Source organism: Shinella lacus (assembly GCF_010994755.1).
Classification (GTDB): Bacteria; Pseudomonadota; Alphaproteobacteria; order Rhizobiales; family Rhizobiaceae; genus Shinella; species Shinella lacus.
The window spans coordinates 107,890-122,402 of the sequence record NZ_WHSB02000003.1 but is presented as its reverse complement, the minus strand read 5'-3'; the positions used below and the strand labels follow the sequence as shown (position 1 = coordinate 122,402).

At 63.4% G+C, this 14,513-nt stretch carries 13 protein-coding genes; 3 read left to right on the top strand and 10 right to left on the bottom strand.

The window, feature by feature from the left end; all coding sequences use genetic code 11:
- Window positions 1–5 precede the first annotated feature (5 nt).
- Window positions 6–365 (top strand): cupin domain-containing protein, encoded by a 360-nt coding sequence (locus tag GB927_RS08705; protein WP_256116324.1) that lies wholly within the window; start codon window positions 6–8, stop codon window positions 363–365.
- Between the two features lie 135 nt (window positions 366–500).
- Window positions 501–1,523 (top strand): LLM class flavin-dependent oxidoreductase, encoded by a 1,023-nt coding sequence (locus GB927_RS08700; RefSeq protein ID WP_256116323.1) that lies wholly within the window; start codon window positions 501–503, stop codon window positions 1,521–1,523.
- A gap of 100 nt (window positions 1,524–1,623) precedes the next feature.
- On the opposite strand, the gene GB927_RS08695 is transcribed toward GB927_RS08700, so the two are convergent.
- The 8 genes from GB927_RS08695 to GB927_RS08660 all read right to left on the bottom strand — a co-directional run bounded on the left by GB927_RS08695 (window position 1,624) and on the right by GB927_RS08660 (window position 12,019).
- Window positions 1,624–3,819 carry a TonB-dependent siderophore receptor gene (locus GB927_RS08695; protein WP_439655485.1) on the bottom strand — a complete coding sequence of 732 codons (2,196 nt, stop codon included), beginning with the start codon at window positions 3,817–3,819 and terminating at the stop codon, window positions 1,624–1,626.
- 164 nt (window positions 3,820–3,983) lie between these two features.
- The gene (locus GB927_RS08690; RefSeq protein WP_256116321.1) at window positions 3,984–4,868 is read right to left on the bottom strand and encodes a helix-turn-helix domain-containing protein; all 885 of its coding nucleotides are present in this window, start codon (window positions 4,866–4,868) and stop codon (window positions 3,984–3,986) included.
- A 132-nt stretch (window positions 4,869–5,000) separates the two neighbouring features.
- Window positions 5,001–6,506: a tripartite tricarboxylate transporter permease gene (locus GB927_RS08685; protein ID WP_256116320.1), complete on the bottom strand. Its 1,506-nt coding sequence runs from the start codon at window positions 6,504–6,506 to the stop codon at window positions 5,001–5,003.
- 9 nt (window positions 6,507–6,515) lie between these two features.
- Window positions 6,516–6,977 carry a tripartite tricarboxylate transporter TctB family protein gene (locus tag GB927_RS08680; RefSeq protein WP_256116319.1) on the bottom strand — a complete coding sequence of 154 codons (462 nt, stop codon included), beginning with the start codon at window positions 6,975–6,977 and terminating at the stop codon, window positions 6,516–6,518.
- Between the two features lie 94 nt (window positions 6,978–7,071).
- A complete protein-coding gene (locus GB927_RS08675) occupies window positions 7,072–8,055 on the bottom strand; it encodes a tripartite tricarboxylate transporter substrate-binding protein (protein ID WP_256116318.1) in 984 nt (327 codons plus the stop codon).
- A 198-nt stretch (window positions 8,056–8,253) separates the two neighbouring features.
- Complete coding sequence (locus GB927_RS08670; protein WP_256116317.1) at window positions 8,254–9,609, bottom strand: sigma-54-dependent transcriptional regulator; 1,356 nt, start codon at window positions 9,607–9,609, stop codon at window positions 8,254–8,256.
- A complete protein-coding gene (locus tag GB927_RS08665; protein ID WP_439655476.1) occupies window positions 9,606–11,429 on the bottom strand; it encodes a sensor histidine kinase in 1,824 nt (607 codons plus the stop codon). The genes GB927_RS08670 and GB927_RS08665 overlap by 4 nt, the downstream gene beginning before the upstream one ends.
- A gap of 89 nt (window positions 11,430–11,518) precedes the next feature.
- Window positions 11,519–12,019, bottom strand: coding sequence for a heme-degrading domain-containing protein (locus GB927_RS08660; protein ID WP_256116316.1), 501 nt, complete (start codon window positions 12,017–12,019; stop codon window positions 11,519–11,521).
- A 147-nt stretch (window positions 12,020–12,166) separates the two neighbouring features.
- On the opposite strand from GB927_RS08660, the gene GB927_RS08655 reads away from it, so the two are divergent.
- Window positions 12,167–12,748, top strand: coding sequence for a LysE family translocator (locus GB927_RS08655; protein WP_256116315.1), 582 nt, complete (start codon window positions 12,167–12,169; stop codon window positions 12,746–12,748).
- A gap of 2 nt (window positions 12,749–12,750) precedes the next feature.
- Here GB927_RS08655 and GB927_RS08650 read toward each other — a convergent pair whose 3' ends face one another.
- Both GB927_RS08650 and repC read right to left on the bottom strand, forming a co-directional pair.
- Window positions 12,751–13,044 (bottom strand): DUF6074 family protein, encoded by a 294-nt coding sequence (locus tag GB927_RS08650; RefSeq protein ID WP_256116314.1) that lies wholly within the window; start codon window positions 13,042–13,044, stop codon window positions 12,751–12,753.
- Between the two features lie 94 nt (window positions 13,045–13,138).
- Complete coding sequence (gene repC, locus GB927_RS08645) at window positions 13,139–14,461, bottom strand: plasmid replication protein RepC (RefSeq protein ID WP_256116313.1); 1,323 nt, start codon at window positions 14,459–14,461, stop codon at window positions 13,139–13,141.
- Window positions 14,462–14,513: the final 52 nt, after the last annotated feature.

Here is a 14,513-nt window from a genome sequence, read left to right as displayed (position 1 = left end):
AGATCATGATCAGTTTTGAGAATTTCGGCGATCTGCTCGCGCTCGACATCGGCGCTTTCGCATCGAAGCCCACCTCCATCGAAGGTAACCAGGAGGAGGCCACCCTGCCCCTGTGGGAGAGCGCGGACGGCAAGATGGAAACGGGCATCTGGGAATGCACGCCCGGCCGCTTCACCGCGGACCGCAGCGAAAATGCGGAAATCTGCCACCTGCTCGTGGGCCGGGTGACGCTGCACAATGCCGACGGCACAAGCCGCGATATCGCGGCTGGAGAAATGTTCGTGCTGCCGCTCGGCTGGCGCGGCGAATGGACGATCCACGAGCGGACCCGCAAGATCTACACGATGGTCGCAAGGGGCGTCTAAAACGGTCCGGCGCGGGACGGGTTCAAACTGTGAACGCTGCGTTCTCGTTCCGCGCCTTTTAAAGCCTGCCTCGATATCCCATGTTCGGCGGTGAGACCCTCTCCAACGGACGCTCCCGCGTCGAGGCCCATATCCATGAAGAAAATCGGTTTCCTGTCCTTCGGACATTGGACCCCTTCCCCGCAATCCGAGACCCGCTCGGCCGGCGATACGCTGCTCCAGTCGATCGACCTTGCCGTCGCGGCTGAAGAGCTTGGTGCTGACGGCGCCTATTTCCGGGTGCATCACTTCGCCCGCCAGCTCGCCTCGCCCTTCCCGCTGCTCGCCGCCGTCGGCGCGCGGACGAGCAAGATCGAGATCGGCACGGCCGTCATCGACATGCGCTACGAAAACCCGCTCTACATGGCGGAAGATGCCGGCTCCGCCGACCTCATTTCGCAAGGGCGCCTGCAGCTGGGCATCAGCCGCGGCTCGCCCGAGCAGGTCATCGATGGCTGGCGCTATTTCGGCTACGAGCCGCAGGAAGGCATGAACGACGCCGACATGGGCCGCCGCCACGCCGAGGTGTTCCTGGACGTGCTGAAGGGCGAAGGGTTTGCACAGCCGAACCCGCGCCCGATGTTCCCCAACCCGCCCGGCCTGCTGCGTCTCGAACCCCACTCCGAGGGTCTGCGCGAGCGCATCTGGTGGGGTGCGAGCTCGAACGCCACCGCCGTCTGGGCGGCGAAACTCGGCATGAACCTGCAAAGCTCGACGCTGAAGAACGACGAGACGGGCGAGCCGTTCCATGTCCAGCAGGCGGCGCAGATCCGCGCCTATCGCGAGGCCTGGAAGGAAGCCGGCCACGCCCGCACGCCGCGCGTCTCGGTGAGCCGCAGCATTTTCGCCCTCGTCGACGACCGCGACCGGGCTTATTTCGGCCGCGGCGGCAAGGAGGCGGATTCGATCGGCTATATCGACGACCAGACGCGGGCGATCTTCGGCCGCTCCTATGCCGACGAGCCCGAAAAGCTGATCCAGCAGCTTGCGGCCGACGAGGCGATCCGGGAAGCCGATACGCTGCTCCTGACCGTGCCGAACCAGCTGGGTGTCGAATATAATGCGCATGTCATCGAGGCGATCCTGAAACACATCGCACCGGCCCTGGGCTGGCGCTAGGCGCGTTTTCCAGCGCGAACGCTACAACGCAAGCCAAAAACGATAAAAGCGCGCCAGGGAGCCCCTGGCGCGCTTTTTGTCTTGTGCCCTTCGGGCAGGATCAGAACGACGTGCTTGCCTTCAGCATGAACGTGCGGCCCGCGCCATAGCCGCAGGAATTCGCGCCCTGGCAGGTCGCGACATATTCCTTGTCGAGCAGGTTGGAGACATTCAGCGCGACGCCCCAATTGTCCTTCTCGTAGCGGATGGCCGCATCGACCAGCGTGGCCGAGGGCACCCGCAGCGTGTTCTCGCGGTCCGCCCAGGACTTGCCGATATGGCGAACGCCCGCTGCGACACTGACGCCCTGGAGCATATCGTCCTGGAAGGTATAATCCGCCCAGAGGGACGCCGTGAGTTCCGGAACCTGGATCGGCGTGTTGCCGGCCGGCGTGCCGTCGAACGCGCCGCCCGTCGCCTTGGTGACTTCCAGGTCGAGATAGGTCAGCGCGCCGATGATCTTCAGGCCATTCGTCACATTCGCCTGGATCGAGGTTTCGAAGCCGCGGGCCTCCACCTCGCCGATGGCAGCCGTCTCCGGAATGCCATTGACGGTGATCGTGCTCGGCACGTTTTCACGCGTGATGTCGAAATAGGCGGCCGTGATCAGGGCATCCATGAAGTCCGGCTGATACTTGATGCCGACTTCCCACTGCTTTGCCGTCTCCGACTTCAGCAGGTCGCCGTCATTGTCCGTCGTGGTCGTCGGGTTGAACGAAGTCGAATAGCTGACATAGGGCGTCAGGCCGTTTGCAAGCTCATAGGCGAGCGCTGCACGCCAGGTGAACTCGCCCTCGTCGCTTTCCGTCGAGTTGGCCGCGTTGATGTTGTCGTCGAGCTCGGTCTTCACGAAGTCGTAGCGGGCGTTGAGCGTGGCAATCCACCCGCCGCCGAACTTGATCTGGTCCTGCGCATAGAGGCCGAGCTGGTCTCGTGTCAGGTCCTGATCCAGGTATGGCGCTGCGAGCGCCGGAGGGTCGACGCCGTAAACAGGGTTCAGCGGATCGAGGTCCAGGTCGCCGAAGCCGACGGCCTGCGCTTGATCGATGGAATAGCGCCGGTAGTCCAGCCCAAGCAGAAGATTATGGTCGAGTGCGCCAGTCGCGAACTCGCCTTCGAGCTGGTTGTCGACCGTGAAAATGCCGACATCCGTGTCATGCGCGAACCGATAACGGGCGAGCTTCGTCGGGTCGGCTAGCGACCATCCGTTCGCGTACAGCGCGTCTTCCTTGAGCGAGACGCTGGCGTAGCGCAGGTTTTGACGGACCGTCCAGTTGTTGTCGAAGGTATGCTCTAACTCGTAGCCGATCATGGCCTGCCGGCGATCGTATTCATCGATGCTTTTGTCACCGTAGAACAGGTCGGTCGGGATGCGTCCAACGCCCGGCTGATCCTTGACCGTGCCGAAATAGGGCAGGAAACCCGTGCTGGTGTGGGTCAGGTCGATGTGCTGGTACGAGCTGAAAATGGTGAGGCTGGTGTCTTCGTCAGGCTGCCAGGTCAGGCTCGGCGCGATCGTGCCGCGAAAATCGTTCGACTTGTCCGTCTCCCAGCCGCCGCCGGAAATCTTGCCGGTCAGGCGGTATTTCAGGACGTCGTCGCTGCCGAGCTTGTCGCTGAAATCGAGGCCGAGATAGCCGTTGCCGAAGCTGTTGATGCCCGTTTCGACATAGCGCAGCGGATCATCCGTCGGGCGTTTGCTGACGAAGTTGACGAAACCGCCCGGATTGGCGCCGCCATAGAGCGCGGAACTCGGCCCCTTGATGACTTCGATGCGCTCCAGGAAGAAGGGATCGACGAGGAACGTGCCGAAACCGGTCTGGAAAAGCGAAAGCCCATCGAGGAAGACGCCGGTCTGCTCGGCCTGGAAGCCGCGGATGAAGAGCCAGTCCGTGTCGGAATCCGTGCCGTAGGTGGAGGCGTTCACGCCCGCGACGTAGCGCAGGGCCTCGTCGATCTTCTGCGGGCTCTGGTCGTCGATCTGCTCACGGCCCACGACGGAGACCGATTGCGGGATCTCGTTGAGGTCCGTCGCAGCCTTGGTGCCGGTGCGCGTGGTCTTCGCGACGACGCCGCGCACGGGTTCGACACCCGTATCGACGACTGCATTCGGATCGCCCTGCTCGACCCGGACCTCTTCCAGCCGCGTCGTGCCTTCCGCGTCCTGTGCGAAGGTGGAAAGCGGCGTCAGGAGGCCAATGGCCGCCGTGCCGCAAGCAAGCGCCAGCCTCAACCGCCGCTGGTTCTTCGACTTCATCATCATCTGCGCGTCCCCACTCACCCGTCCGCCGCCTGGACGGTCTTCCAAAGATAAGATGAGTGCTTAACTCAGTTTTAATGGTCGGGCTTGTCACATTCCCCGAAAATAGAACGTTCTTGGGCAATTTTCCGAATAATGAATATTCGCCCGGCGGCTTGAGCTCAGGCGAGCTGCGCCTTCTGCCAATGGGCCGGCGTCGTGCCGAAATTCTTCCGGAAAACCCGGGTGAAATGCGCCTGGTCGGCGAAACCGGTCTCGGCGGCGATTTCCGTCAGTGGCTGATTACCATTCAAAAGCAACTGCTTGGCGCGCCTGAGCCGGGCATTCACCTGCCATTGGTGAGGGGCGACGCCGGTCGAGGCCTTGAAGGCATGGCTGAAATGGGATTGCGACAGACCGATGAGGCTCGCAAGCTCCTCCAGCCGGATATTGCGCAAGCAGTTTTCTTCAATGAAATCGGTCGCGCGGCGCAGTTGCCAGCCGGCAAGCTTGCTGCGCTTGCGGCTCGGCGCCTTGGCGAGCTTCATCACGTCAATGATCAGCGCCAGCGACAGGCCGTCGCCATAGAGGTCGTGCAGCGGCTGCGGATTGGTGCATTCGGCGGCGATGAGCTGCGCCAGCGAGAGCAGGCGATTGTCGGAGAAGAACAGCTGCGGCGTGGCGAGCCGCTCGGGATCCAGATCTTCCGCCAGCCGCCGGCTGATGGTCTCTACGTCGAAATGCAGATCGAGATGGCGCAGGAACTGGTGGTCCGCAAGATCGGCCCAGAGCTCGAAATCGGCGGGAATATAGGCGATCGGGCAATGCCGCCAGTCCTCGACCGTCTCCTCGCCGCGCGGCGCCAGGCGGATGCGGGATTCGCCGGGGCCGCGCTTGTCGAGCAGAATGAAGAGACGCGGATCCCGTCCGACATAGTACCCGCCGGCATTGGCGGCGCATTCCACATCCCAGACATCGGCGACGATGCCGTTCCAATACCGCCGGCTGAGGTCGCCGACGACGGAGAAGCCTTCGATCCTGTTCTGCATGCGCGGCTGGAACGTCATCTTCCCTACCGGCTATTCCTTCTGTTTTTGGTCAAGTTTTTGTAACCCGAATCTTGCGGCGTTGCAATATCGCCAAAATGCAGGAGGGGCGGCTTGCGCCACCCCTCCCTCCCCCGCAGGTTTTTTCTTAAGTTAGTCTTCTTCTTGGAAAACCTGTTCACGCTTGGCCTTGACCGACGGCAGGAAGACGACGAGGAGAACCGCGAGCGCAATGGCCAGCAGGACCGCGCTGATCGGGCGCGTAAAGAAGGTCGTCGGATCACCGCGCGACAGGATCATGGCGCGGCGAAGGTTCTCTTCCAGCAGCGGGCCGAGCACGAAGCCGAGCAGCAGCGGCGCCGGCTCGCAGCGCAGCTTGACCAGCAGGTAGCCGCCAAGGCCGAACATCGCGACCGCATAGAGGTCGAAGACGTTGGAGTTCACGCTGTAGACGCCGATCGAGCAGAAGGCCATGATGATCGGGAAGAGCACGTAATAGGGCACCGTCAGCAGCTTCACCCACAGGCCGATCAGCGGCAGGTTCAGCACCACGAGCATCAGGTTACCGATCCACATGGACGCGATGATGCCCCAAAACAGCGTCGGCTGCTCCGTCGCGACGTTCGGGCCGGGAACGATGCCCTGGATGATCATCGCGCCGACCATCAGCGCCATGACCGGATTGGCCGGAATGCCGAGCGTCAACAGCGGGATGAACGAGGTCTGGGCACCGGCATTGTTGGCCGATTCCGGTCCTGCGACCCCGGCAATGGCGCCGTGACCGAACTCTTCCGGGTGATCGGAAACGCGTTTTTCGACCGTGTAGGAGGCAAACGCCGCAAGGATCGCCCCTCCCCCCGGCAGGATGCCGAGCGCGGAACCGATCGCCGTGCCGCGCAGCACCGGACCCACCATGCGCTTGAAGTCGTCCTTCGTCGGCCAGAGACCGCTGACCTTGGCCATCAACACCGTGCGGGTCTTCTCGCCTTCGAGGTTGCGCAGGATTTCGGCGATGCCGAAAACACCGACCGCCACGGCCACGAAGTTGAGCCCGTCCGCATATTCCCGGATGCCCAGGGTGAAGCGCGGCGTACCCGTATAGATATCCGTGCCCACCAGGCCGAGCAGCAGCCCGAGCGCCACCATGGCCAGCGCCTTGACGATGGAGCCGTGCGCCAGCGCGATCGAGGAGACGAGGCCGACGACCATCAGAGAGAAATATTCAGCCGCGCCGAATTCCAGCGCGACGGCAGTCAACGGAATGGCAAAGACCGCGACGAGGAAGGTCGAAACCGTGCCGGCGAAGAACGAACCGAGCGCGGCGATGGAAAGGGCGGCCCCTGCCCGGCCCTTGCGGGCCATCTGGTAGCCGTCGATCGCCGTCACGGCGGACGAGGATTCACCCGGCATGTTGATGAGGATGGCCGTCGTCGAGCCGCCATATTGCGCGCCGTAGTAGATGCCGGCGAGCATGATCAGCGAGGAGACCGGCTCGAGCTGGAAGGTGATGGGCAGCAGCATGGCGATGGTCGCCGTGGCGCCGATGCCGGGCAGCACGCCGATCAGCGTGCCGAGCAGCACGCCGATGAGGCAGAAGAACAGGTTCTCCGGCGATGCGGCCGTCGAGAAACCGAGGGCGAGATTGCTGATAAGATCCATCGTCGCCTCCTACAGCCGGGTCCAGGGGCCGAACCGCTCGAACGGCAGGCCGAGGGCATAGCTGAACACCGCCACGGAAAAGACCGTGATGGCGATGGCGAGCAGAAGCGCCATCAGCGGCGTCATGCGGCTGGAGGCAAAGGCCGCAATAAGCGCGGTGAAGAACAGCGACGGCACGAAGCCGAGGCCGCGCACCGTGAGCCCGAAGAAGACGGGGGCGGGCAGGATGAAGAGCATGCCGCGAAGGGCTAACGGCCCCATCGGCTCGCCCTTGACCCGCGTCGCCTGCACCAGCACGACGACGCCGAGCACCGTCAGGATCGACGCCAGAACCAGCGGAAAATAGCCCGGCCCCATGCGGAACGCCGTGCCAAGTTCAAGGTTAAGGCATTGATAAACAAAGAAGCCACCAAGCGCGATGAAGGTCAGGCCGCATATCGCATTGGTGCTGTCGAACTCGAATTGTTTCATGGGATCCCCCTCATCCTGCGGCCGGAATGGGCCGCGCAGGCGGTCAGGGATCGTGACGGCGTTGACCGCCGTCACGATCCGATCCGCGCGAACCTCAATCGGCGTACTGGCCGGCAGCCTCGATCACGGGCTTCCAGCGCGCGATCTCGCCTTCGAGTTTCGCCTTGAGGGCGGCCGGCGTCGCGTCGGCTTCGGCGGAGGGAACCGTGCCCAGTTCGGCGAAGCGGGCGATAACGTTCGGGTCCTTCAGCGCGCCCTGCAGCGACTTGGAGAGACGTTCGGTCACCTCGGCCGGGGTGCCCTTCGGCGCGTAGATGCCGTGCCAGATGCCGACCTGGAAGCCGGCCAAGCCAGCCTCTTCCGCCGTCGGAAGATCCGGCAGGTTGGAGAGGCGCGCCGGCGAGGTCACGGCATAGGCCTTGATCGTGCCGCCCTGGATCTGCTTCGTCGTGTTGGTGGTCTGGTCGCACATCACGTCGACCTGGCCGCCGAGCAGGTCTGTCATCGCCGGGCCGGTGCCCTTGTAGGGAACAGTAACGAACTGCGTCTGCATGGCGCTCATCAGCATCATGCCGCAGAGATGGGACGCCGCGCCGATGCCGGCGTTGGCGACCGTCACCGTGTCCTTGTTGGCCTTCATATATTCGATCAGGCCCTTGAGGTCGGTCGGCTCCAGATCCTTGCGGGCGACGATCGCCATCGGCACGTCGGTGACGAGCCCGACATATTCGAAGGCGTTCAGCGTGTCATAGGCAAGCTTGCGATAGAGCGTCGCGCTGGTCGCCATGCCGATATGGTGGAGCAGCAGCGTGTAACCATCCGCATCGGCGCTCGCCACGCGGCCAGCACCCAGCGTACCGCCGGCGCCGCCGACATTCTCGACGACAATCTGCTGGCCGAGATCCTTCGACATGGCTTCCGCGACAAGGCGAGTCACCGTATCGGTCGGGCCGCCGGCCGCGAAGGGCACGACCATGGTGATGGTGCGTTCCGGATAGGTCTGGCCAAGCGCAGAGGTGGCGAGCAGCGATACGGCGAATGCAGCCGAGATGCCGAACAGGGTTTTCAAGGTCTTCATCAAATCCTCCCGATGAAATGACCAGCCGACGTGGCTCCTCCCGCGTCGGTTCTGGATGGCCTAGAAGGGGCTTGCCAGGCCGAGTCGGCAAGCGGCGAGGGGAATATACGGGTGAGTTTACGGCGGTAAACCGCGGCGTATGGGTGGGATGGGGGACAAAGCGGACGAGCCATGGGTGGAAATCCACCCATTGAGGCATCAGAGATCGTCCTGAAAGGCCGTCGCGCTGATGTTTTTATCGAGTCCGTATTTCTGCATCTTCTCGTAAAGCGTCTTTCGCGACACCCCGAGTTGCTCGTAAACCGGCTTGAGACTGCCCCCATGAGCCGCCAAAGCAGTGGCAATCAGCCCCCGTTCATAGGCCGCCACCTTGTCGGCAAGGCGCTGCGGGCCTGTCTCCGGTGAACCATCCTCCGGCGAGGTGTCGAGCCCGAGCACCAGCCGATCGGCGGAATTGCGTAGCTCCCGCACATTGCCGGGCCAGCTTCGGCCGGCAATTTCCGTCATCAGCTCGGGCGGCACTTCGACGTCGTTGCGGACATACCGCGCCGCGGCCTCACGCACGAGCTGAAGGAAGAGCAGGGGAATATCCGCCCGCCGCTGTGCCAAGGACGGCACATGCAACGTCGCGACGTTCAGCCGATAGAACAGGTCCGCGCGAAAACGGCCGGCGGCGACCTCCGCCTCCAGGTTGACCTTGCTGGTCGCGACGAAGCGCACATCGAGCGGCACGGGCTCGTTGGAACCGAGCCGGGTGATGACGCGCTCCTGCAGCACGCGCAGAAATTTTGCTTGCAGATCAAAGGGCATCGAGCCGATTTCGTCGAGCAGGATCGTGCCGCCGCGGCCATGTTCGAACTTGCCGTAACGCGGCCGAAGCGCGCCCGGAAACGCGCCCGCCTCATGGCCGAACAGTTCACTCTCGATGAGATTTTCCGGCAGCGCTGCGCAGTTGATGGCGATGAACGGGCGGTTTGCCCGCGCGCTGATATCGTGCAACGCCCGCGCCACGACCTCCTTGCCGGCCCCCGTCTCGCCGATGATCAGCGTATCGGCATCCGTCGCACCGATTGCCCGCAGTCTATAGCGCAGGTCCACCATGACCTGGGTGCGGCCCGGCAAGCGCGCCTCGATATCGTCTCGCTTCCCGGCGACGGCACGCAAACGGCGGTTTTCCAGAACGAGGCTCCGCCGGTCCATGGCGCGGCGGATGATGCCGGCGAGGTGTTGCGCCGTGAACGGTTTTTCAAGAAAGTCGTAGACGCCTGCCCGCATGGCGCTCACCGCAAGCTGCACATCCGCATGGCCCGTCACCAGAATGACCGGCACTTCCGGATCCACATCGCGAATGCGCTGAAGCAGCGTCATGCCATCCATGCCCGGCATGCGGATATCGCTGACCACGACGCCGTCGAAGGCAAAGCCGATGAGTTCGAGCACCGGTTCGGCACTGGCAAAGGTATCGACCTCAAGGCCGAACAATTCCAGCGCCTGCGCAGAGGACCGCCGCATCTCCTCCTCGTCGTCGATCAACAGAATGCGCGGCCCCGTCATTCCGCCGCCGCCCGCACGGAGGCCGCTATATCGAGCACGATGCGGAAAACAGCGCCGCCTTCCGGATGGTTCTCAACGGAGAGGTTTCCACCGAAGTCCTTGATAATATTATAGGAAATCGAGAGACCCAAGCCGAGACCCTTGCCCACGCCCTTGGTGGTGAAGAAGGGATCGAAGATGCGTTCGGCGATCGCTGCCGGCACGCCCGGCCCATGATCCCGCACTTCCACGATCACCCGATCCTCTTCACGACGGGCCGACAGCATGATCCGCCGGTCATCCAACCCTTCCACCGCATCGGCGGCGTTGCTGATGATATTGACCAGCACCTGTTGCAGGCGAACCGGGCCAGCCTTGACAATCAGCGTCTCTTCGCTGAGCTGCACGATGAGCTTCGCATCCGCTGCCTTCAATCGTGGCGCGACGATTTCCAGCGTGTCGGCGATCACGTCGGGGAGGGGGACCGGCCCAAGCTTCTCGTTCGGCTTGCGGGCAAAATTGCGTAAGTGCCGGCTTATCGAGGCCATGCGGTCGATCAGGCTGGAGATGCGACGGACATTGTCCTGCGCTTCGGGCACACGGCCACGGTCGATCAGCAGCGCGGCGCTATCCGCATAGGTTTTCGCCGCGGCGAGCGGCTGGTTGAATTCGTGGGAAAGCGCCGCCGACATCTGGCCGAGGCCTGCGAGTTTTCCGGCCTGGATGAGATCGGCCTGGGTCTTGCGCAGCTCCTGTTCGGTCAGGCGACGCTCGGCAATTTCGAGCTCGATCTGTTCGTTGACGCGGGCGAGGTCCGCCGTGCGTTCGTCGACCCGACGTTCCAGCTCGTTGCGCGTTTCTTCCTGCAAGCGTAGCCGCTCCTCGATGCGCGCGCGGCGCTGCCACAATACAGCAAGACCGAGGGTCGCAAGGCAGATGAACAGCAGGATGGCGATGAGCGCGGTGCGCGCCTGCGTTCGAACCGACGCCGTGTCGAGCAGCACGTTCACGGTCCAGTCCGCTTCGGGCATGTAGTGCGACAGACGAAGATATTCCCGCGTCGTGCCCTCTCCGGCAATCCGCATCAGGTGTTGACCGTAGTAAACACTCTCGGCGACGGGCAGGGGCCGAAGCTCGGCCTCGGCATAACGCCGCGAGGCCTGGGTGCGGGCAAGGCGCGCGGCATCGAGCGGCAGGATTCCGGAATAAAGCCATTCAGGGCTGCCGGTCATGAAGATGATGCCTTCCGGGTCCGCGACGAAAAGCTTGTATTCACCGCCGCGCCAGGAACTCTCGATGGAATCGATATCGACCTTGAACACGATGACGCCGAGAATCCTGCCGTCGACATCCACGGGAGAGGAAAAGTAGTAACCACGTTTCAGCGAGGTCGTGCCCAGCGCATAGAACCGCGCCTGGCGGCCCGCGATGGCGTCCTGAAAATAGGGGCGGTAATCGAAATTCTGCCCGACGAACGTCCCGGGCATTTCGTAATTGCTGGCAGCAATCGTATTGCCGTCCGGCGTCATCACATAGATGTCAGAGGACTCCAGCAGGCCATTGATTTCATTCAGATATTCGTTTGCGATGCGGCGCAGCGCCGGATCGTTCGGGGCTTGCAGCAGCGCCTCGATGTCGTCGTGATCGGCGATCAGCGCGGGCAGGGGCTCGTAGCGGCTGAGATGACCGCCAAGCGCGGCGACTGCGAGACGCAAAGCAGATCCCGCCTGCGACGACGCCTCATCCATATAGCTGCGCGTCAGCAGCATGCCCCCTTGCAGGATGGCGAGCACGACGACGACCGGCAGGATCGCGAAGGCCAGGGCATGACGCAGCTTCACGGAACGACGGCTCCTCTCCGCTTCCTCGCGGCCGGCTGGCCGCCGCCTATCCTAATCAGCCGCTTGCCTCTTTCCTAGAGGGGAGGGGGTTAGTCGGTCAGCCGGCTTTCGCCGAGGTCGACATTCAGGAACGCGGCAATCGCATCGGTGACGATCGCATGATCGACGCGCTGCGGAACGCCGGAAACCGTGACCGCACCGACGCAGCCAAGATCGGCGACGAAGAGCGGAAAACCGCCGCCGTGTACGGCATAATCGGTGAGGCTGAGATTGTGCGCCTCCTGCTGCTCGCGGCCGGACAGCGCCAGCCGCCGTCCGACGAGATAGGAGGAGTGCCATAGCCGCAACACGGTGTTGCGCTTGCGGCGGATCCATTCGACATTGTCCGTAGACGTGCCGGGCAGGGCGCAATGGAAGAGCGGGCGATCGCGCAGCGAAATATCGATCGCCACGCCGGCGCCCAAAGCCAGAGCCGTTTCGCGCACGCGATTGCCAAGCGCCCAGGCGTCGTCGGGGCTGAACCGGCTGAAGCGCAGAAGCCGTTCCTGTTCTTCCAACCGCCGGATATCTTCCGCAATCGTCTCCGCCATCATGTCCCCCATCCGGATTGTCGTGATCGATCCTTACCGGGAGTCTCGTGCAAGGGGAAGGGTGTGTTGCACTTGATGGAGATCAAGGTTGCGGGGAGGGGAAGCCATAGGGTAGGGGAGATCACATCATCCGTTCCCGGGGTCATCATGCCGGACAGTTTTTTCGTCTTCGCCATCCTCGCGCTGCTGCTGACGCCCGGCCCGACCAACACCTTGCTGACGGTCGGGGCGGCGGCGTGCGGTTTCCTCGCCAGCCTTCCGCTACTTTTGGGAGAACTCGCCGGTTATCTCGCTGTGGTGGTGCCGCTTGCGACGATCGCGGCCGCGCTGCTGGATGGGCGCCCGGCGCTCGCAATTGCCCTTCGTCTCGCCGCCGCCTGCTGGGTGCTGTTTCTGGCGTTCCGGCTGTGGCGCCTGTCATCCACCCAGGAGAACCGGGACGCCTCATCGCCCGTCACGATCGGCCAGGTTTTCCTGACGACCGTGCTCAATCCGAAAGCGCCGATCATCGGCCTCGTCATCATGCCGCATGGCCCGCTGATGGAGATCGCGCCGGCGCTTGGACTTTTCAGTCTGCTGGTTGCTGGCGCGGGCACGAGTTTTCTCGTGCTGGGCAGCCTCGTCGGGCGGGCGCCGCTTCTGTCGCCGCGCGTGGTCTACCGGGTTGCGGCCGCCTTCCTCGTGGTCTTTTCACTCGGTCTCGCGGGCAGCGCATCCGGCCTTATCTGAAATCAGACATCGTCCGGTTCGTGCTGGCGCATGAGCTCCTGCTGGACCTCATCCTGAAACGCGAAAACGGCGGCGCGCGCCTGGTTCTCGTTCGATCCGAGCTTGCGCAATTCCTCCGCCAGTTCCCGGCAGACCTTCAGCCAGTAAAGCCGGGCATCCTCGCCATGCAAGCCGCCAAGTTCTCCAGCACAGCGGCGCACATGGGCGGTGCGGCGCTCGGCAGGAAACGGGACGACCGGTCCGGTCTCGACGGAAATGGAACGGCGGCGCGGCTGGACCGAGGCGTGAGGGGGCATTGATTCGGGCTTCCTTATCTTCCCCCCATGATTAGGAGCCTCATGGTTAACGTGCGGTTTCCGCGATGAATTTCGCTGTGCCAACCTGCGACCCTCATCCCGCCTGCTTGGCCGGAATACCGTTCGTCCGCATCAACGCCATCAGCATCGGCCCGAGTGAAAATTCGCCGCGCTCGGCCCTGCGGGTGAGGTCGCGCAGATAGCCACCGGCGGAGTTGATGTGGCCGGATCGCTCCAGGATGCAGCCGATCACCGTCGCGGCATTTTCCGGCCCGAGCACCGCGCAGGCCTGTTCATAGGCGGAGGGGCTGATCGCCAGCATCGAGCGCACCACCACCGCCGCCGTCATCAGGTCACGCCAACTCGAAATCGCACCGCCAGGACCGAAGGCGACCATTTCCGGGCAAGCCCGCAGCACAAGTCCCAGCGGATAGGGCTTTTGCGGATCCGAAGCATTCGCCGGCTGGGGGTAAACCCCCTTGGCCGCCGTCGGCACATCGACAGGCCATTGCGAATACCGGGCATCCGGTTTTTCATCCTGCTCCATCTGCCGCGGGGTCGAACGGTCCGGTCTGGCCTCAGCTTTGCCGCCCTGCTTCGTTTCGAAGCTTGGTTCAAGATCAGAAGTAGAGTCGGGTTTTGAATTCTGTTTGTGCCGCTCAGTATGGCCGGCATTGCCATCTGGTTCTTGTAAAATAATCTGCTGTTCCAGGCACTTGAGGATTTCGACGCGCAAGGCTTCGAGTGCGGTGAGCGCCGGCGTCAGGTTTTCGCGCGTCCGCAAACGCGGCAAGGCCTGGACCTCGCGGCGGTATTCGGCTTCGTAACGCATCCAGTCGCCGGCAAGGCCGTCTTCCAACGCCGTCTCGATCAGCTTGGCGATATCACGACGGACTAGCGTGACCCGCTCGCGCAGACGCTGCAGCAAAACGCGTTCTGCGGTGACTGCGGCGGCGAGTTGTTCGATTTCCCCTGCCCGGGCGAGCAAGGGGGCCAGCGAGAAGCCGAAGGCTTCGCCGATCGTGCCCTGCTGGTCGCGGCGCACATAACGCTTGCCGTTCGGGCTGTCGCGGCGTGTGAGCAGGCCACTTTCCACCAGCGCTGCAAGATGGCGGCGCAGCGTGGTTTCGGCCATGCCATGCGTGCGCAGCGAAAGCTGCGTGTTGGAAGGAAACACAACCAGGCCGTCGCTGCCGCTGAGTTCGGTCTTCGGGTGAAAACTCATCAGCGCGTTGAGCACCGAGAGCGCCCGATCGCTGATGCCGAGTTTCACCCGGGCCTCGCAAAGCCAGCGATAAAGCTTCCACTTGTCGATGCTCGCCTCCGGCGAGACCGTCTTGGCTATCGCCTGGCTTGCCAACATGCCAAGCGTCATAGCCCGCCGCCCGAAGGGCGTCGTTATGCCGTCCGTCTCCATCTCTCTTCACCTTTCAACAGGCAAAAGAGACCCCATCACCGAAACCGGCGCC